We start from the raw sequence: 18,573 nt of genomic DNA on the forward strand, positions 1-18,573 counted from the left end.
GTTCACCCAGTGTCGTGGCTGGAGAGCGTGGCGCGCCGTCCAGCCCTGGCGCTTACCCGGCGCCAGGGCTGGACTGCTCCCATGCCGTCACCCGCAGCGTCGCCCTCCTCGTTGTCCGCCGCGACCCGGATACGGGTCCGCTCCTGCTTCTCGGTTACTGGGGCGGCCGGTTCTGGGCGCGCAAGGACGCGGGATCGTGGTCCATCCCCAATGGCGAGGACGCCGAGGACGAGCCGGCCGAGGCCGCCGCGCGTCGGGAGCTCGCCGAGCAGACCGGTTACGCCTACCCGCCCGACGTCGAGCTGGGCGACCTCGGCGAGTTCACCCAGTCCCGCAAGACCGTTCGGGTCTTCCTCGGCGTCGAGGAGCCCGACCTCCCAACCACCTGGGGCTTCGCCGACTTCCGCAGCAACACCTTCGAGGTGGAGTAGCCGCCGCGGTCGGGCGACGTGCGCGAATTTCCCGAGCTGGAACGCGTCGGTTGGTCTCGACCCAGGTCGCGCGCACCCTCCTGGTGAAGGGTCAGGTTCCAGCGATCGAGGCCGCCGTCGCACACCTGGGTGAGGAGACGAGCGACCCCGCGGTCGCCCGGTTCCATCCTCCGGCGCGATTGTGGTACCTCAGGCCTGCCATGAACGCAGCAGCACTGTTGCCGCGCGCGATCCACCCCGCAGTTCCGTCGTCCGGGAGCACCGACCCCCAAACCGAGGAGAGAACGTGACCGAACCGCTCGCCGTCGTCGTCCGCAACGACACCCTCCACCTCGGGCCCGTGCGCGTCCACTTCCGGCGGACCGTGCGGATCCCCGAGAAGGGCCTCCATCACCTGCCGCCTAGCCTCGATCGTTCCCGCTCCGCCGGGTGCAGGACTAACCCGACACTGCGGCCGCTGACGGGTTCGCCCACAGCGGCGTGATGCTTCCGATCCGTCAGCGCGGGGCGATGTGGCTCGATCTCGGCGGCGAGGAACCAGCGGCGCTGCAGACCGCGATCGGCAAGGTGTGCGCCGTCAGCGGCGCGATCTGGTCCGAGACGCTCACCGCCGACCCGCAGAGCTACGTGTCCCTCCCGCGGCAGCCCTGGCTCGACGGCGTCAACTCGGGCGAGGGGTCCGTGCGCCAGTTTGTCGCGACCCGGCTCGGGCTCGGCGCCACGGTCGAGGGCCAGGTCACCGGCAAGGAGACGGTCGGCGGCTTCCAGTTGCGCGCTGTGGGCCTCGCCGCCGAGGCCTGGAAGGCGCAGAAGGCGGCGTCCCCGCAGATCCGTGGGGCGGCAGGCGTTCACGTGATGGCCGATGTCTCATTCGGCTCGGGGGTCGGCGCCGGCCGCACGATGCGCCAGAAGATCTACCGCGACTCCCGTCCCCTCGACGACTACGACCCGGGGCGTTCCGCCCGCGTGTTCGTTCACCTCTGCTCCGCCGAGCAGTGGACGGCGATCACAGGGGAGGCGCCCCCGCCGTCGCACAACGACCGCGAGACGTACGTCCACCTCAACCTGCCGTTGTTCGACTACTTCGACGACGGCGAGGACATCGCCCCGAGCGACATTCTCGCCACCGTCAAGACGGTCGGCGACGTGCTGGAACTAGACGAGCCCGCCTTCACCCCCACAAAGCCGGCGACCGTGGTCGTGCTGAAGGACAAGGGAGGGGACTCCGTCGCACCGGGGGAGTGGTGCGTCGGGTGCGCCCCGCCTCTTGCCATCCGGCGCCCGGCCTCGGAAGGGTGAACCGATGAGACGCTCCGCTCTGACCCTCGGTGCCGTGCTCCTCGCGGGTTCGCTCGTCGCCTGCACGCCCTCGTCCGACGGCGACGACGCCGCTCCGGGCGAGTCCGCGACGCCGTCGACCAGCGAGACCGAGTCCCCCTCCGAGGAGGCGACCAGCGCCAGCCCGACGGCCACCACCGCCACCGAGACCGAGCCGCCGCCGTCGGAGCCCGCCGTCGACATCCCCGCCCAGGTGCTGCCCGAAACGACCCTCGACGCCGAGCTCCTCGGCACGGCCGACCAGCCGCGCAAGGAGGCCACCGGCATCACGGCCTGGCGCCTCCCCGAGGACTGCCGGCCGCCGACCCCGGACGCCCTCGACATGTGGACCGTCACCCAGGGCTCGGGCGAGTTCGAGGAGCCCGTCGGGATCCAACAGGTCGCTGTATTCGCGGACGCCGGTGCGGCTACGGCCGCAGCCGACGCCCTCCTCGCGTCGATGGAGAGCTGCACGGCGACCGAGGGCGCGGCGACGCGCTACGTCGTCGAGGGGGTCGACATCGGAGCCCAGGGCCACGGCCTGGTGACCGACTACTACGGCGCGTCCGCCACCGGCGACCTCGCCGCCGCGATCGGCGACTACGTCGCGCAGACGCGCCGCGGCACGGCCGTCACCCTCGTGGGCTATCAGGGCGGCGAGAGCCAGGTCCAGTCGGCGGGCCAGAGCACCCGACTGCTCCTCGCCACGGCGTGGGAGCGCCTGTGCGTCTACGACAGCGAGGGGTGCTGAGCGCCGTCGTCGACGCGGTCAGCCCCCGGACGACGCCGAGTACTCGGCGTCGGTGACGTGGTCGCCCCACCGGGCGCTCTCCTCGCCGTCCGGCGTCTCCCACAGCGCGAGGTGGGTCATGAAGCTGTCGGGCGCAGCGCCGTGCCAGTGCTCCTCACCGGGAGGGCTGTAGACGGTCTGGCCGGCCGAGACCTCGACGATCTCGCCGCCGCGCGCCTGGACCAGGGCCGTGCCCTCCACGATGCGGAGCGTCTGGCCCAGCGGGTGGGAGTGCCACGCGGTGCGCGCCCCGGGGGAGAAGCGGACGAGGCCGGCGCTGAGGCGCTGCCCCTCGTCCTGCGGGGAGACGACCGGGTCGAGCCAGACGTCGCCGGTGAACCACTCGGGCGGGTTCTTCACGGTCGGGCTGGTGGGGAGGATCCTCATGGTGCTGCCTCTCGGGTGGGGGTGGATGGTTCAGGCGGGCGCGACGACGACCGTGAACGGGCCGGTCATCGCCTCGATCGCGGCGACGTCGTCGAACGTGCCGAGGCGGGCGATGCCCGTGTAGTACCCGACGTCGCCGTAGTACAGGACGAGATCGCCGCTCGGCGCGTAGAACCCGATGTCGGCGATCTCGGGGTCGTCGCCGGGCGGCATGCCCGCCATCGGCAGCGGCGTCTCGAGCCGGGCGATCTTCTCCACGGCGTTGAAGTCGTCGAAGGCCAAGGTCAGGGGCAGCTGCTGCGCCAGCGCCCGGGCGGCGGGGGAGTCGTTCAGCGTGGCGGTGATGCGCTGCTCACCGATCGTCAGCGTGACGGCGGTTCCGGTCGGCTCGGGCACGGTCTCTCCTGACTCCGGGGTGGGCGGGGTGGTCTGGGCCGGGGCGCTCGGCGGCGGGCTCGGCAACGCGGTCGGGCCGGGGGACGACAGCACGGTCGGGGACGACGAAGGCGCGGCCGGCGCTTCGCCGTCGCCCGCGGTGCACGCCCCCAGGGCGAGCAGTCCGGTCAGCAGCGTGAACGCCGAGCACCGCACGCTCGCGCGGCGGCCGTCGACACGGATGGTCACGCCGGCTCCCTCCTGCTCGCGCCGGACGGCGGGAGCACGTCCCAGTGAAGACCTGTCCCACGCGCGCGGGGAGTCCCTGCGGGAACGTGTACCGACAGGGCATCCCTCACCGCCCGGGGCACCCCTACCGTGAGGTCATGGACAACCGAGCCGAGGTGCGCGAGTTCCTCATGACGCGTCGGGCCCGCCTGACGCCCGCCGACGTCGGCCTGCCCGCCGGCGGGAACCGGCGCGTGCCCGGCCTGCGCCGGGCCGAGGTCGCCACGCTCGCCGACGTCAGCGTGGAGTACTACGCCAAGCTCGAGCGCGGCGACGTCGCGGGCGCCTCCGCCTCCGTGCTGGAGTCGCTCTCGCGGGCCCTCCAGCTCGACGAGACCGAGCGCCGTCACCTGCACCACCTGGCGCGCGCCGCCGACGGCATCCCCGCCTCCGGTCGCGCCCGACGCCGGGCGACGGCGCAGCAGCCCGCGCGCCAGGGGCTGCAGCGCACGCTCGACGCGATCACCGGCGGACCCGCGTTCGTGCGCGACCGTCGGCAGAACCTCATCGCCACCAACGCGCTCGGCACCGCGTTCTACTCGCCCGTGATCGGCGACGGCGGGCGCGTGCCCAACCTCGCCCGGTTCCAGTTCCTGGACCCCGCCTCGCGCGACTTCTACCCCGACTGGGAGCTGTTCGCCGCGATGTGCGTGGGCATCATGCGCGCCGAGGCCGGCCGCGACCCCCACGACCGCGCGCTGCAGGACCTCGTGGGCGAGCTCACCACGCGCAGCGAGACGTTCAGCCGGCTCTGGTCGGCGCACGACGTGCGCACCCACGGCGCCGGGACCAAGCGCTTCCACCACCCGGTGGTCGGCGAGCTGGTCCTGAGCTACGAGGAGCTGTCGGTCGCGGCCGAGGACGGGCTGGCCCTGCTCGTCTACACGGCCGAGCCGGGATCGCCGTCGGCCGAGCGCCTGCAGATCCTCGCGAGCTGGGCGAGCGACGCCGGCGTCCGCTCCGCCGTCCACGACCGATCGGGGCCGTGACGCGCCCCGAAGCTAGGATCGACCAGGTGGGACGAGCTTTCGTCCCCGCTCGGAGAAGAGGACGTCATCGTGTCTGACACCAGTGCCACGCAGGCAGAAGAGAACACCCGTGCGACCGGCACCGCGCGGGTGAAGCGCGGCATGGCGGACATGCTCAAGGGCGGCGTGATCATGGACGTCGTGACGGCCGAGCAGGCCCGGATCGCCGAGGACGCCGGCGCCGTCGCCGTCATGGCTCTGGAGCGCGTGCCCGCCGACATACGCGCCGAGGGCGGCGTCTCGCGCATGAGCGACCCGGACATGATCGACGAGATCATCGCGACCGTCTCGATCCCCGTGATGGCCAAGGCGCGCATCGGCCACTTCGTCGAGGCGCAGGTGCTGCAGAGCCTCGGCGTCGACTACATCGACGAGTCCGAGGTGCTGACCCCGGCCGACTACGCCCACCACATCGACAAGTGGGCCTTCACCGCCCCGTTCGTCTGCGGCGCGACCAACCTGGGCGAGGCCCTGCGTCGCATCACCGAGGGCGCGGCCATGATCCGCTCCAAGGGTGAGGCCGGCACCGGCGACGTCTCCAACGCCACCACCCACATGCGCACGATCCGGGGCGAGATCCGCCGCCTCTCCTCCCTGCCCGAGGACGAGCTGTTCCTCGCCGCGAAGGAGCTGCAGGCGCCGTACGAGCTCGTGGCCGAGGTCGCCCGCACCGGCGCGCTGCCCGTCGTCCTGTTCACCGCCGGCGGCATCGCCACCCCGGCCGACGCCGCCATGATGATGCAGCTCGGCGCGCAGGGCGTGTTCGTGGGCTCCGGCATCTTCAAGTCCGGCAACCCCGCCCAGCGCGCCAAGGCGATCGTCGAGGCGACGACGTTCTTCGACGACCCGGACGTCATCGCGCGGGTCTCCCGCGGCCTGGGCGAGGCGATGGTGGGCCTGAACGTGGACGAGATCCCGGTCGCGCACCGCCTGGCCGAGCGCGGCTGGTGACGTCAGGTCGAGCGGTGAGGTCGTGACGACGGCGGCGCCCACGGTCGGCGTGCTCTCGCTGCAGGGCGACGTCGCCGAGCACGTCCGGATGCTCGAGCACCTCGGGGCCAGGACCGTGCGGGTCCGGCGCCCCGAGGAGCTGGCCCGGGTCGACGCGCTCGTCCTGCCCGGGGGCGAGTCGACCACCATCGAGAAGCTGCTGCGCGCGTTCGACCTCGTCGAACCGCTGCAGGACGCGCTCCGCGCCGGGCTCCCGACCCTGGGCACGTGCGCCGGCATGATCCTGCTGGCCGACGAGATCCTCGACGCCGCCCCCGGCCAGCGCGGCGTCGGCGGCATCGACATGGTCGTGCGCCGCAACGCCTTCGGGCGGCAGGTCGACTCCTTCGAGATGAGCCTCGCGGCCCCCGGGCTTCTTCCCGACGTGGACAGTGACGACGCGGACCGCCCGCTCCGGGCCGTCTTCATCCGCGCGCCGTGGGCCGAGAGCGTCGGTGACGGGGTCGAGGTGCTGGCGACCGTCGCGGTCGACGACGGCGGCGACCACGGCGAGGCCGTCGAGCGGATCGTGGCCGTCCGCCAGGGCTCGCTCATCGCGACCGCGTTCCACCCGGAGACCACCTCCGAGCCGTTCGTGCACCGGCTCCTGCTGAACAGCCTGAGCTGACGGGCGACGCAGCGCTGCCCCCGACCCGCGGGATGCGGGTCGGGGGCAGCGCCGTCTCCGGTGGAGCTCGTGCCTGCTAGTCGACCGAGGCGAACCCGGCCTCGACGTAGCGGTACAGGAACGCCGCCATCGCGTCACGGTTGATCGGGTTCACGGGGCGGTAGATCGCCGTCCCGTCGTTCCCGAGCCATCCGGTGGCGATCTCCTCGGAGACCAGCCAGGTGATCTCCTTGTAGAACTGGTTGCTCGGAGCCACGTCCGTGAACGGCGACACCGACGGAACCGTGAACGACGGGGACTCCGCCATCCGGTACAGGAACGCCGCCATCGCGTCACGGCCGATCGGCTCGAGCGGTCGGAACGAGACCGTCCCGTCACCGTTGTCCCACCCGGTCGAGATGCCCTCCTCGGCCAACCAAGCGATCTCCTTGTAGAACTGGTTGCTCGTGTCCACGTCCGAGAACGGCGACACGGTCGGGGCCCGGTAGTCGTCGTCGCCCGCGAGGCGGAACAGGAACGCCGCCATCGCGTCGCGCGCGATCGGGGTCACGGGGCGGAACTCGAACGTCCCGTCACCGCGGTCCCACCCGGTCGAGATCTCGTTCTCGGCCAGCCAGGTGATCTCCCGCTCGAACTGCGTCCCCGCGGGCACGTCGACGAACGCCCGAGGCTGCGGTTCGACCGGGCCGGTGTCCGCCCGCAGCGGCGACACCGAGATGCGGTCGATGATCGGCGCCTCGACCGCGCGGAGGTTGAACCCGAGCGGCCACGTGTCGGACGCGAACGTCTCACCGTTCCAGTTCGGCAGCTCCTGGGCCGAGATCGTGATGGTGTTCGCGCCCTCCTCCAGGTCGAGCACGACGGTCCGCTCCCAGAAGTTGTTGCGGTGGAACGTCGGCACGAACATCTCGCGCTGGATCTCGCCGTCGTTGACCCGGATGTCCGCGTGCCGCCCCATGGGGTTGGGGTTGTAGTGCGTGGCGGGCACCTGCTCGGGGTTGGAGAAGCGGAACACGACCGCGTGGGTGCCGTCCTGCGTCGCCTCGACGTCGAACGTCAGGGTGTTGCCGTTGCCCTGCTCGCCACCGATGCCGCTGACGGCCTTGCCACCCTCGGCGAGCGACAGGTCCACGACGGCGGCGCTCCCGCCGACGCGCGCGTCCTCGGCCTGGTACTGCGTCACGCCGATGGCGTCGCGACCGGGGGAGACCACGAGCCGGTCCAGCGTGAGGCCGCTGCCCGTGCCCGTCACCACGATCTTGTTCACGCCGCCGTCGAGGTGCGCGGCGACCTCCTGGGCCTGCGCGAGGTCGAGGACCTCGCGGCCGTTGACCCAGAGCTGACCCTGACCCTCGCCGTGGAGCTGCGCGGTCAGCGTCGCCTCGGCGTTCTCGGCGCCGTAGACCCAGAACGTCGCCGAGTCCTCGGCGTCCAGGCGCACGGTGCCGGCACCGGAGACGTCGTCGGCAGACGCGCCGGTCGGGAGGTCGTACTGCGCCTGACCCCCGTCGAGCGAGGCGTGCTCGGCCTCGTACACGACGTTCTCGGCGTTCTCGGACGCGAGCTCCAGCGTGATCCGGTCGACGATCGCGTCACCCACGGTGGCGTTCTCGCCGTCCAGACTGCGGGCGGCCAGCCGGATGGTGTGGGTGCCGGCGGTCAGGTCGACCGCGGTGGACGTGGAGTCCCACACGACCCACTTGTAGCTCAGGGGCAGGTGGATCTCCCGCTCCTGCGCGCCGTCGACGCTCACGAAGATGTTCGTCGGACCCTGCTCCGCCACGCGGGCGAAGGTGTTGAGCGAGCTGGAGAAGACCGACAGGTCGTAGGTGCCGTCGGCGGGCACCTCGACGTCGAAGTCGAGCGTGACGTCGGAGTCGGTCCGCAGCCCGCCGACGTTTAAGCCACCGGACGTGAAGTAGCCCGAGACGTTCGTCTCGCTGCCCTCGGGGCCGTTGACCTGGTAGCCCGCGCCGGCGCCGCGCGCGTCCTCGGCCTCGTAGCTCGCCTCCCACTCCAGGGGGTCGGCGGCGGTGGTCTCGCCGACACCGGCCGGGGTCAGGACGATCTCGTAGGCCGAGGACTCCGTCAGCTCCGGGAGCTGGGCGCCCCCGAAGTCGAGCGTGACCGTGCCGTCGGTGACGTCGGCGGTGAACTCGCCGAGGTGCCGGGGCTGGGCGGAGTCGCCGAGCTGGCCGGTCCACGGGATCTCCCGCACGGTCGCGCGGACCTGCGAGCCGAACACGTCCTCGGGGATGTTGACGACGTCGACCGGGGCCGTGCCCTCCGCGCCACCGAGGATGACCTTCGCGAGGGCGTTCTCGGGGTCCAGCGTCGCCAGGCCCTGCAGCGAGTAGTTCTCACCGGGCGACGGCGGGGTGACCTCGACGGTGTGCCCGCTCATCTGGGAGTAGGCGTTGTAGAGCCACCACTGCCCGTTGCCACGGTTGCTCTGCACGGCGGAGTCGGACAGGTTGCCGTTGAGGTTCCAGAACGCGATCATCGCGTCGACCTTGGTGTCCTCGATCGCGGAGATCCACTGGATCATCTGGCCGGGGACGGAGGTGTGGTAGTTGAACGCGTACTCGTTGATGTTGATGGGCAGCTCGGTGCCCTCCCGGTCGGTGCCCTCGAAGACGCCGGCCTCCCAGCCGCGGAAGCGCTCGACGGAGGTGCGGATCTGCTGCGGGTCGGACAGCTCGTGCCACGTGATGATGTCCGGCACGGTGTCCGAGGCGACCGCGTGCTCGAGGAAGCCCTCGACCTGGCTGTACAGGACGCTGGTCCCGGGGCCGGCGATGCGCATGTCCGGGTAGCGCGCCTTGATCGTGCGGTAGGTCTCGTCCCAGTGCTGGAAGTAGTCCGTGGGGTCGTCGAGCCAGCTGGTGCCGTCGTAGCTCCACGGCCCGGTGCCGTGGGTGTTGCCCTCGGGCTCGTTGAAGGGCTCGATGACCAGGTTCTCGAGCTGCTCGGCCGGCACGGTGGCGATGAGGTCGAGCTGCTCCTCCAGGGTCTCCTTGAAGTCGTCGTAGCGCTCCTCGGGGGTGGTGCCCGGCCACTCGTACGGGAACCCGCGGTAGTAGTCCACGATGCGCATGTAGACGTCGCCGCCGGTGCTCTGCGACAGCTGCTCGAGGACCTCGAGGCCGTCCGAACCGGGGTGCTGCGCACCGTCCTGGGCCTTGGTCGCGATGCTGCGCACGCCCATGCCCTCGATGAGGTTGTCCGTCGGCATGCCGTCGGCGTACAGGCCGTACAGCAGGCCGGAGGCGCCGCCGACGAACTCGCCGGTGTCGGTGCCGAGGTCGACCCTGAGCTCGCCCCGGTGCACGGTGACCTCGGCGGTCACCGGCGTGCCGGACGCGTCGCCGTCGACCGTGAAGGTGCCCGACTCCTCCAGGAGCGCCGGGTCGACGGCCTCCCACGTGACGGGGACGTCGCGGTTGTACCCGTCGGTGAACTCACCCGGCAGGTGGCTGGGGAGGGTCGGCGGGGTACCGATGGCGGTGCGGACCTCGGGGGAGGTGTCGGCCAGGGCGACCAGCGTGGGCAGCTCGCCGCCGACGAGCGCGGCCACCTGCTCGGCATCGAGCGCCTCGTGGAAGATCTGGACGTCGTCGAGCGAGCCCTTGAAGCGCGGGTCGTTGTAGAACGACCGGCCCAGGTAGCCGGCGCTCGTGGCCGTCTGGGTCAGGAGCTCGCCGGCGCCGATCGCCGTGCTCGCGGAGGAGACCTCGACGCCGTCAAGGTAGGTGACGACCTCGTCGGCCGAGGTGTCCAGCGTCGTCGTCAGCGTCACCCAGCGCTCGCCGGGGAGCGCGGCCGATCCCGTGACCTGGGCCTCCCCGCCGCCACCGCCGGTGGTGACCGAGGTGCGCAGCTGGCTGCTGCCGGAGGAGGGGGTCGTGAACAGGTAGCGCGTGGTGTCGCTGCCGAGCCCGTACAGCCACTGCCAGCTCCCGCCGTCGCCGTCCCAGCTCACGCGGGTGGAGACGGTGAGGTCGGTGGCGCCCTCCAGGGCGCCCCGCGGGACGGTGACGTAGCCGCCGTCGGCGCCGCCGGGGAGGCGGAGCGCCTGGCCGTCGTCGGACGCGACCACCGACGTCGACCCGGAGATCGTGCCGTCGAGGTCGTTGCCGGAGCTGTCGGGGACGGTGGAGCCGTCGATGTCGTCCATCGAGTAGTGCAGGTGCGCCTGGGGCGGCGCCTCCGGCACGGGTGCCGCGTGGGCTGCCCCGGCCATCCCGGCCACCCCGGTCAGCGCGAGCGCTGAGGCGAGGGTGAACGAGGTGGTGCGGGCGCCACGCCTGGGGCGTGATCCGGTCATGATTTCTGGCCTTTCGGTCGACACACGCGGTCCGCGTGCGCTCGGACGTCCTTGTTCGAGCAGCCACCTCGTCGGCGGCACTGCCGTGCTCCTCTCCTCGCGGGGGTGGTCCCGCCGTCGTCGTGGCGGGGTCAGGTGGACGGTCGGACGGGGAGGAAGACGCGCATCGCGGTGGGTCCCCGTTCGGCCCACTGGTGGTAGGGGGTGAGGCGGATCCAGTCGGCCGGGCCGGAGGCCGACCGGGGCGACGACGACAGGTACGGCATCGCCGGCCCGTCGCCGCTCTCGTCGCGGCGGTCGGGCTGGGTCAGGCGGACCTCGACGTCGCCGCCGTCCGCGCCGCGACGGACCCCCGCGACGGCGTCGACCTGGACCCGGTCCAGGTCGAGGTGCGGCGGCAGCTCCACCGACTCCAGGCAGTGCACGAGGGGTCCGACCTCGACCGCGACGGTGCCGCGCACGGCGTCGATCCGCGGGTCCGGCCAGGTCAGGCGCGGGTCGAGGGGCAGCGTGAGCGTGACCGTCGCCCCCGCGGCCATCGTCTCCAGCGCCACGGCCAGCCCGGGTTCGACGCGGTGCGTCGCCGTGCCGTCGCGCCCGAGCGTGGCGGTCCCGCACCACTGCGGCACCCGGAGGCGCAGCGCCCCCGCCGCCGGCGGTGCCTCCAGGACCGTGACGGTGATCGTGGGCGCGTCGGGGTAGTCGGTCTCGACCCGCAGCCGGAGCACGCCCTGCTCGAGATCGACGTCGATCTCTCCCGCCGCGTACTGCAGCAGCGTCACGCCGTCGGGTTCGAGGCCGACGGCGTAGGTCTGCCAGGAGGCGAGCGTGCGGGCCACGTTGGTGGGGCAGCAGGAGACGTCGAACCACGGCGCCCGCACCCCGCCCTCGGCGCGCGGGTTCTCGGCGTCGGCCTCGACGTCGGAGCCGGCCGTGCGCTGGTGCAGGGGGTTGGAGTAGAAGAACGCCCGCCCGTCCGAGCGCGGTGAGACGGCGACGACGTTGAACAGCACCCGCTCGATCAGCTCCGCGTAGCGGACGTCGCCGGTCTGCAGGTAGAGCCGCCAGGACACCATGACGGCGCCGACGCCGGCGCAGGTCTCGCAGTAGGCGCGGTCGGCGGGCAGCTCGAAGTCCTCGCCGAAGCCCTCGTCCTGGTGGCGCGAACCCATCCCGCCGGTCAGGTAGGTGCGGCGGCCGACGACGGCGTCCCACTGGCGCGCGACCGCGTCCAGCAGGTCGCCGTCCCCCCGCTCGGCGGCGACGTCGACCGCGCCGGCGGCGAGGTAGAGCGCCCGCACGGCGTGGCCGGACCACGTCCCGGCCTCGCGCACCGGGACGTCGTCCTGGAAGTAGGCGGGGCTCAGCAGCGGGATCGGGCGCAGCGTCCCGTGCCCCCGCCGCTCCACGAACAGCGCGGCCTGGTCGACGTAGCGCGGCTCGCCGAGCGCCCGCCCGAGCTCCGCCAGGGCCGTCTCGATCTCGGGGTGGCCGCACAGCCCGGCCCGCCCCTGCGGTCCGAACTCCTCGCAGACCTGGTCGGCGGCCCGTCGCGCGGCCCCGACCAGCGCGTCCTCACCGCGCGTGCGCACCCGGGCGACCGCGGCCTGCAGCAGATGACCCGTGCAGTAGAGCTCGTGGCCCTGCTCCAGGTCGCCGTAGCGCGGCAGCTGCCCGACGTGCCCGAACCGCGTGTTGAGGTAGCCGTCCTCGTCCTGCGCGGCGATCACCCGCGTGACGAGGTCGTCGTAGCGCTCCTCGAGCTCGGGGGTCGGGGCGTGGCCGAGCTGCCAGGCGATCGCCTCGAGCAGCTTGTAGACCTCGGAGTCGGCGAACTGCCAGCCGCGCGGCGTGCGGTCGGAGGTCGTGGCGTGCGCGACGGCGTCGAAGTTCGCGAGCCAGCCCAGGCGCTCCATCCACGCGTGGCAGTGCTCGATCGAGGCCGCGGCGTTGACCTGCTGGCGGCGGCCCCAGAAGCCGCCGGCCAGGGTGTACTCGCCGACCCCGAGGCCGCGGCGCGGCCCCGGTGGGTCGACCGGCCGTGCCGCGGCCCCGGTCCGGGGCGCGGTGGAGGTGGTGGAGGCGGAGGTCATGAAGGCTCGTCTCAATCCTTGACGGCGCCGGCCGTGACACCGGCGGCGACGTAGCGCTGCGCGAGGATCAGGAGGACGGCGGCGGGAACGGAGGCCACCACGGCGGTGGCCATGATCGCGTTCCACTGGGTCGTGTTGTTGCCGATGTAGTTGAAGATGCCGAGGGTGATCGGGATGAGGTCGCCGTTGCGGTTCAGCGTCGAGGCGAAGATGAAGTCCGACCAGGCCCACAGGAAGGCGAAGAGCGCCACGGTGATCGTGGAGTTGCGGCTCAGCGGGAGCACGATGGCCGTGAAGGCCCGCCACGCGCCGGCGCCGTCGACCCTGGCGGCCTGCAGCATCTCGCGGGGGAGTCCCGCCATGAAGGCGGTGTAGAGCAGGACGGCGAACGGCACCGCGATCGTGGAGTTGGCGACGATCAGGCCGGGGATGGTGTTGAGCAGCCCGAGCCGCACGTAGATCGCGTAGAACCCCATGGCCATCACGACGGCGGGGATCATCTGCGCCACGAGCAGCAGGAACGTCAGCGTGGTGCGCCCGCGCAGCCGCAGCAGGCCGAGGGAGTACCCGGCCGGCGCCGCGATGAGCACCGTCAGCACGACGCAGCCGAAGCCGATCATCAGCGACGTCCCGAGGGCGGGCAGCTGCTGCTGGAGCACCGCCTCGTAGCCGTCCAGGGTGAGGTTCACCGGGAAGAGGTTTGGGGGGTTGCGGCGCAGGTCGCTCGTCTGCGTCAGCGAGACGTTCACCATCCAGTAGACGGGGAACAGCATGAGGGCGGTGAAGACGAGTCCGAGGACGGTCTTCCACCAGGGTCGCTTGGCGGTCATGACTCGTCCTGTCGTCGCTGGAACCGCAGGTGGAGGAAGCCGAAGACGAGCGCGATGACGATCAGCAGGTTGCCGACGGCGGCCGCGGGGGAGAAGTCGGGGCGCCCCGTGCCGAAGGCCTCGCGGTAGGACCAGACGGCGAGCGTGACCGAGGAGTTCGCCGGTCCGCCGGTCGTCATGATCCAGATGACGTCGACGACCTTGAGCGTGTAGATCAGCCCGAGGAGCAGCGTGATGGCCGACACCGGCCGCAGCAGCGGGAGCGTGATGCTCGCGAAGGTGCGCGCCGGCCCCGCGCCGTCGAGCGAGGCCGCCTCGTAGATGTCGCCGGGGATGTTCTGCAGCCCGGCGTACAGGATGACCAGGTTGAACGGGATCCCGAGCCAGATGTTGGCGATGATCACGGCGGTCAGGGAGTAGTCGGGGGACGTGAGCCAGTTAATGCCGTCGCCGCCGAACGCGCGCAGGACGGAGTTGATCAGCCCGTTGTCGCTGTTCATCATCCACGACCAGGTCGAGGCCGAGACGATCAGCGGCAGCAGCCACGGCACGAGGAACATCGCCCGCAGCGTGTTCGAGAGCCGGAAGCTGCCGCGGAAGAAGACCGCCAGCGCCAGGCCGACCGTGTACTGCACGGCGATCGAGACGAGCGTGAAGATCACGGTGTTCGTCAGCGCCGTGACGAAGATGGGCGAGGCGAAGACGTCGGCGTAGTTGGCGAACCCGACGAAGTCGGCGTCGCCCTGGACGAAGGCCCGCACGTTGTAGTCGTGGACGCTCAGGTCGATGTTGCGCCACAGGGGGTAGGCGTAGAAGAACCCGAGGTACGCCAGGAGCGGTGCGGCGAAGCCGAGCGCGGTCCACTGCGTGGCGCTGACCCGCGGGCGCCGGCGGGGGCCGGGCGGGGGTGCGGCACCGCGCAGCGGCGACAGTGCGCTCGCCGTGGGCTGGGTGGTGGTCATGGTCTCTCCAGACGACCCGGGGGCCGGCGCCACCCGGGGGAGCGGGTGGCGCCGACGGTCGATCGGTGGTCGGGTGCCGACCAGCCTGGTCAGGCCGGTCGGGTGGTCGGGCCGGTCGGGCCCGTCGGGCCGGTCAGTCGATGGCGGGCGCCGCGGCCTGGGCGGCCTCGAGGGCCTCCTGGGGCGTCGAGGCGCCGGAGATCGCGCTCTGGACGGCGGTCCACAGCTGCTCGGAGATCTCGGGGTAGGCCACGCCCAGCCCGTTGCTCGTGCGCCCCTGGGCGGTGCGGACGGCGTCGACCCAGGTCTCCAGCTCCGGCAGCTCGGTCAGGAGCTGGTCCTGACCCTCCTCGGTGGGCGGCACGTAGTAGGCGAACGTCGTCGCCGTCTCCACGAAGCCCTCGGGCGTCGTCATGCACTCGACGATCTGGCGCGTGACGTCGTAGCGGGCCTCGTCGTCCTGCACGGGGGCCACGATAAACTCGCCGCCGGTCGGGGCGGGGGCGTTCCCGCCGTCGCGCGCCGGGAGGGCGATGACACCGGTCTCGAAGTCGGCCTCGGCCGCGCTGTTGACCTGCCACGTGCCGTTCTCGGCGAACGCGAACTCACCCGTGAGGAACTCCTCCCAGACGGTGTTCTGGGAGTTGTTGATGACGGACTGCGGCGCGTACCCGGCGTCGATCCAGTCGACCCAGAGCTGCAGCGCCTCGATCGCCTCGGGGGAGTCGAGCTGGCTCAGGTCGGCCCCCGCACCCCAGAACCAGGGCAGGAACTGGAAGGAGCCCTCCTCGGTGCCGATGCCGGCGAACGTGATGCCGCGCGATCCGGCGGCGTCGACCTGCTCGAGCGCGGTGGTCAGGGACGCCCAGTCGGTGATCGAGGCGGGGTCGACGCCGGCCGCCGCGAGGATGTCGGCGTTGTAGTACAGGGCGAGGGTGTTGGCGCCGATCGGGATGCCGTACGCGTCGCCGTCGAGCTCGCCCGCGGCCAGGAGGTTGGGGTCGATGTCGCCCGTGTCGAGACCGAACTCGTCCACGGTGGTCAGCATCCCGGTCTCCGCGAGGGTGGAGACGGCCGGGTTGTCGATGAGGATGACGTCCGGCGAGGTCCCCTCCTGGGCGGAGAGCAGGGCCTGGTTGGTCAGCGCCGTCGTGTCGTAGGCCGTGCGGTTGATGGTGACGCCCGCCTCGGTCCCGCACGCCTGGACGCGCTGGTCCCAGTCCGAGCCGGCCTCGTGCTGGGGGTACGGGTCCCACCAGGTGTAGGAGTCGCTCGAGCCGCCCCCGCTCGTCGGGTCGGCGGAGTCGTCGCCGCCTCCGGAGCAGGCGGCCACGACGACCAGTGCTGCGCACGCGACTGCCGCGGCGGCCGAGCGGCTGCGGCGGTGGGGGTTCATGTGCCTCATGTGTTCCTCCTTGAACAGGTCCGACGGGTGTCGGTGGGTGGTGGGGTCTGCTGGATGCGGGTGCGGGTGGGAGACCCGAGAGGGTTCGCGGGTCTGACGTGGTGCTGTGGGGTGCGGGGCGACGACCGAGGGGGTGACCGATCGGCCGGGAGAGGGTCAGGGGGTGTCGAGACCCTCCGGGGACGACGGCGCGACGAGCGACGGCGGCGGGGCGCCGGTGCTGCCGAGATCGACGAGATCGGGTGCGACGAATCGCACGACGTGCGGCTCGCCCGGGCGCGTGCGCCCCTCGATCCGGCGGACCAGCTGACGCACCGCCATCCGCCCGAGCAGGTCGGGTGCGCTCTCGACGTGCGAGAACGGCAGCGAGAAGGTCCGCGCGAACTCGCTGGAGTAGCGCCCGATGACCGAGTAGTCGCGGGGCGCCTCGAGGTGGCGGGCGTGGAGCGTGGAGGGAAGTGCGGCCGCCACGGCCTCGTTGTTGAGGAGGAGTCCCGTGGCCATCGGGTGGGCGTCCAGGATCTCGCCGAGCTGCTGCGCGATCTGGGGCTGACCGGCTGCACCGAAGTACGTGTGGATCTCGATCCCGGCGAAGGCGGCCGCCTCCACCGCGGCGTTCTGCAGGCGCCACACGTAGGCCCCGCCGCGCTCCACCACGTGCTCGGGCTGCGAGATCAGGATCAGCTCGCGGTGCCCGAGGTTGACGAGGTGCTCGACCATCACGCGGCCGGCCTCCTCGAAGTCGAGGTCGAACACGTCGACGCCGTCGACGTCGGCGGGGAGGCCGACGAGCGATCCCGGCTTGCCGCAGTCGCGCAGGATGGGGAGGCGGTCGTCGTCCTCCGCCACGTTCAGGAGCACGACGCCGTCGACCATGCCCGAGTCGGTCAGGCGCGACAGGGCGTTGGTCCCGTCGGCCTCCGTCACCAGCAGGATGTCGTAGCCGAGCTCTCTGGCGGTGTTGGAGACCCCGAGGATGTACTGCATCATCGCCGGCGCGAACTCGTCCGGCAGGAACTGCGCCAGCAGGCCGATGACCCGCGTCTGCGAGGTGGCCAGCGCGCGGGCACCCGCGTTCGGCGTGTAGCCCAGCTCGTCCACGGCACGCAGGACGCGTGTGCGGACGGACTCCGAGATCGTGCGCTTGCCGGACAGTGCGTACGACGCCGTGCTCCGGGATACCCCGGCAACCCTGGCGACGTCGCCGATGGTGATGGCCATGTGGTGTGCCTCCTTGCGAACCGGTTCGAAAGTAACGCGTCGGCGTCGGGGATGCAAGCCCCCGCGGAGAGTCGATGAGAGCGTTCACGAATGGCGGAGTTCCGCTACGAACGTCGATGCGTGTGAGGTACGGCATTCGAATCGGTTCGACAGTTGGTCGGGCACCTGGGCGGACGGCTCCCCTCAGTCGTGGGCGGACCCGTCGGGTGCCGGGCGTGTCAGAAGCCGAGCAGGCGGGACGCCGCGCGGCGCCCGATCACGCGCCGCACGACGGCGATCACCGCGAGGCTGAGCGCCACCGCCACCACGAGCTCGCCCACCTGCAGCACCGGCAGCACCGCGAACTCCCCGTCCGCGGGCGGCAGCCCCAGCACCTGCCACGCGAGCACGAACCACAGCAGGTGGACGTAGAAGATGCCGTAGGAGTCGCGGCCGAGGCGGTCGAGGCCGAGCCAGCGATCGCCGTCGTCGTTGCCCGGCGCGGCGAGAGACGCGCGCGACCGCCGCCGCTCGTGCAGTGCCAGCAGCAGTGCGATCACCGCGAGCGAGGTCAGCGTCGAGGTGACGGTGAGCTGGCCGGCGGCGAATCCGACGTCGACCCCCGCGGCAACGAGGACGTAGGCCTCGACCACGCTCGCGACCACGGCCACCGCCGTCGCGAGGACCGCCCCCCGCACGCCGAGAGCGGGCGGCGTGCCGTACCGCCGCGCCCACAGCCCGGCCCAGTAGAAGACGAACCATGCGGCGAACCAGGTGTTGGCGAAGGGTGGCGGGACGCCGTCGGGCAGCGTCTGGGCGTACAGCACCACCAGGTAGGCGGGCGTCACGGCCCACGGCAGCCACCGCCACCGCGTCTCGAGCACCCGCAGCAGGAGCGGCGTGAGCGCCACGAGCTGCAGCAGCGCGACGATGAAGTACAGGTGCTTGGCCGAGGCGCCGAGCGCGACGTCTCGCACGAGGTGGCCGAGGGCCCGGTCGCCGTCGATCCACGCCATCAGCAGGGTGTAGCCCACCGACCAGACCAGGAACGGGACACCGAGCCGCACGGCGCGCGACCGCAGCCAGGGACCGGCCCGTCCCGTGACCTTGGACGCGGAGACGAAGTAGCCGGCCAGGAACACGAACACCGCGACGGCGAAGTTGATCAGCTGGCGCTGGATCAGCCAGTAGTCGACGTTCCAGGCGTACGGGCCGCCGTCGTAAGGGATGCCGACCCGCGTGTGCGTCCACACGACGGCGAGGATGCAGATCCCGCGGACGGCGTCCCAGAACGTGTCGCGGCCCGGCGTCGACGGCGGCGTCTCCGACGCCGGGCGAGGCGGCGTCGGAGGGCGCGTCGTCGTCACGTCACGAGCCTAGGTCGACGGCGGTCGACGGTGCCCATCGGACGTGGCTGGAGGCTCGGACCCGGCGGGTCGCGGCCCGGCGTCGGGATCGAGGTGGGCCGGGCGGGCGAGGCGGTGGAGCCCGGTCGTTGCAAGAAGTTGCAACGGGTTTCGGT

At 72.0% G+C, this 18,573-nt stretch carries 15 protein-coding genes; 6 read left to right on the plus strand and 9 right to left on the minus strand.

Translation table 11 applies throughout. From position 1 onward, the window contains the following. Nucleotides 1-14 precede the first annotated feature (14 nt). From SERN_RS15535 to SERN_RS06935, 3 genes are all read left to right on the plus strand, one after another. On the plus strand, nucleotides 15-431 hold the full coding sequence (locus SERN_RS15535) for an NUDIX domain-containing protein (protein WP_199241535.1): 417 nt from the start codon (nucleotides 15-17) through the stop codon (nucleotides 429-431). A 483-nt stretch (nucleotides 432-914) separates the two neighbouring features. Continuing rightward, complete coding sequence (locus SERN_RS06930) at nucleotides 915-1,730, plus strand: hypothetical protein (protein ID WP_199241536.1); 816 nt, start codon at nucleotides 915-917, stop codon at nucleotides 1,728-1,730. A 4-nt stretch (nucleotides 1,731-1,734) separates the two neighbouring features. Further along, complete coding sequence (locus SERN_RS06935; protein WP_135849381.1) at nucleotides 1,735-2,499, plus strand: hypothetical protein; 765 nt, start codon at nucleotides 1,735-1,737, stop codon at nucleotides 2,497-2,499. Nucleotides 2,500-2,517: 18 nt separating this feature from the next. Here SERN_RS06935 and SERN_RS06940 read toward each other — a convergent pair whose 3' ends face one another. Further along, nucleotides 2,518-2,925: a (R)-mandelonitrile lyase gene (locus tag SERN_RS06940; protein WP_135849382.1), complete on the minus strand. Its 408-nt coding sequence runs from the start codon at nucleotides 2,923-2,925 to the stop codon at nucleotides 2,518-2,520. A gap of 30 nt (nucleotides 2,926-2,955) precedes the next feature. Continuing rightward, complete coding sequence (locus SERN_RS15540) at nucleotides 2,956-3,549, minus strand: cyclophilin-like fold protein (RefSeq protein ID WP_199241537.1); 594 nt, start codon at nucleotides 3,547-3,549, stop codon at nucleotides 2,956-2,958. A gap of 137 nt (nucleotides 3,550-3,686) precedes the next feature. Here SERN_RS15540 and SERN_RS06950 point away from each other — a divergent pair, with 137 nt between their 5' ends. From SERN_RS06950 to pdxT, 3 genes are all read left to right on the plus strand, one after another. After that, nucleotides 3,687-4,577 carry a helix-turn-helix transcriptional regulator gene (locus tag SERN_RS06950; RefSeq protein ID WP_135849383.1) on the plus strand — a complete coding sequence of 297 codons (891 nt, stop codon included), beginning with the start codon at nucleotides 3,687-3,689 and terminating at the stop codon, nucleotides 4,575-4,577. 69 nt (nucleotides 4,578-4,646) lie between these two features. After that, entirely contained in the window at nucleotides 4,647-5,567 is a 921-nt protein-coding gene (gene pdxS, locus SERN_RS06955) for a pyridoxal 5'-phosphate synthase lyase subunit PdxS (protein ID WP_135849384.1), read from the plus strand. 22 nt (nucleotides 5,568-5,589) lie between these two features. After that, entirely contained in the window at nucleotides 5,590-6,234 is a 645-nt protein-coding gene (pdxT, locus tag SERN_RS06960) for a pyridoxal 5'-phosphate synthase glutaminase subunit PdxT (RefSeq protein WP_135849385.1), read from the plus strand. A gap of 76 nt (nucleotides 6,235-6,310) precedes the next feature. Here the strand turns inward: pdxT and SERN_RS06965 are convergent, their stop codons facing one another. The 7 genes from SERN_RS06965 to SERN_RS06995 all read right to left on the minus strand — a co-directional run bounded on the left by SERN_RS06965 (nucleotide 6,311) and on the right by SERN_RS06995 (nucleotide 18,418). Next, nucleotides 6,311-10,561, minus strand: coding sequence for a LamG-like jellyroll fold domain-containing protein (locus SERN_RS06965; RefSeq protein WP_135849386.1), 4,251 nt, complete (start codon nucleotides 10,559-10,561; stop codon nucleotides 6,311-6,313). A gap of 131 nt (nucleotides 10,562-10,692) precedes the next feature. Then, the gene (locus tag SERN_RS06970) at nucleotides 10,693-12,654 is read right to left on the minus strand and encodes a glycoside hydrolase family 127 protein (protein WP_135849387.1); all 1,962 of its coding nucleotides are present in this window, start codon (nucleotides 12,652-12,654) and stop codon (nucleotides 10,693-10,695) included. Nucleotides 12,655-12,665: 11 nt separating this feature from the next. After that, entirely contained in the window at nucleotides 12,666-13,484 is an 819-nt protein-coding gene (locus SERN_RS06975) for a carbohydrate ABC transporter permease (RefSeq protein WP_135849388.1), read from the minus strand. Then, nucleotides 13,481-14,446, minus strand: a complete 966-nt coding sequence (locus SERN_RS06980) for a carbohydrate ABC transporter permease (RefSeq protein ID WP_135849389.1) — start codon at nucleotides 14,444-14,446, stop codon at nucleotides 13,481-13,483. The genes SERN_RS06975 and SERN_RS06980 overlap by 4 nt, the downstream gene beginning before the upstream one ends. A gap of 133 nt (nucleotides 14,447-14,579) precedes the next feature. Continuing rightward, nucleotides 14,580-15,851, minus strand: coding sequence for a sugar ABC transporter substrate-binding protein (locus SERN_RS06985; RefSeq protein ID WP_233251519.1), 1,272 nt, complete (start codon nucleotides 15,849-15,851; stop codon nucleotides 14,580-14,582). 156 nt (nucleotides 15,852-16,007) lie between these two features. Then, a complete protein-coding gene (locus SERN_RS06990) occupies nucleotides 16,008-17,072 on the minus strand; it encodes a LacI family DNA-binding transcriptional regulator (protein ID WP_135849390.1) in 1,065 nt (354 codons plus the stop codon). A 218-nt stretch (nucleotides 17,073-17,290) separates the two neighbouring features. Then, the gene (locus SERN_RS06995) at nucleotides 17,291-18,418 is read right to left on the minus strand and encodes an acyltransferase (RefSeq protein ID WP_135849391.1); all 1,128 of its coding nucleotides are present in this window, start codon (nucleotides 18,416-18,418) and stop codon (nucleotides 17,291-17,293) included. Nucleotides 18,419-18,573 lie beyond the last annotated feature (155 nt).

Origin of the sequence: Serinibacter arcticus, assembly GCF_004786095.1 — a bacterium.
Classification (GTDB): Bacteria; Actinomycetota; Actinomycetes; order Actinomycetales; family Beutenbergiaceae; genus Litorihabitans; species Litorihabitans arcticus.

Excerpts from the sequence above, each read along its gene's own strand:
- SERN_RS06940 (WP_135849382.1), bottom strand. The coding sequence starts at position 2,925 with ATGAGGATCCTCCCCACCAGCCCGACCGTGAAGAACCCGCCCGAGTGG.
- SERN_RS06985 (WP_233251519.1), bottom strand. The coding sequence starts at position 15,851 with ATGAGGCACATGAACCCCCACCGCCGCAGCCGCTCGGCCGCCGCGGCA.
- SERN_RS06980 (WP_135849389.1), bottom strand. The coding sequence starts at position 14,446 with ATGACCACCACCCAGCCCACGGCGAGCGCACTGTCGCCGCTGCGCGGT.
- SERN_RS06975 (WP_135849388.1), bottom strand. The coding sequence starts at position 13,484 with ATGACCGCCAAGCGACCCTGGTGGAAGACCGTCCTCGGACTCGTCTTC.
- SERN_RS06950 (WP_135849383.1), top strand. The coding sequence starts at position 3,687 with ATGGACAACCGAGCCGAGGTGCGCGAGTTCCTCATGACGCGTCGGGCC.
- SERN_RS06970 (WP_135849387.1), bottom strand. The coding sequence starts at position 12,654 with ATGACCTCCGCCTCCACCACCTCCACCGCGCCCCGGACCGGGGCCGCG.
- SERN_RS06990 (WP_135849390.1), bottom strand. The coding sequence starts at position 17,072 with ATGGCCATCACCATCGGCGACGTCGCCAGGGTTGCCGGGGTATCCCGG.
- SERN_RS06965 (WP_135849386.1), bottom strand. The coding sequence starts at position 10,561 with ATGACCGGATCACGCCCCAGGCGTGGCGCCCGCACCACCTCGTTCACC.
- SERN_RS06930 (WP_199241536.1), top strand. The coding sequence starts at position 915 with ATGCTTCCGATCCGTCAGCGCGGGGCGATGTGGCTCGATCTCGGCGGC.
- SERN_RS06935 (WP_135849381.1), top strand. The coding sequence starts at position 1,735 with ATGAGACGCTCCGCTCTGACCCTCGGTGCCGTGCTCCTCGCGGGTTCG.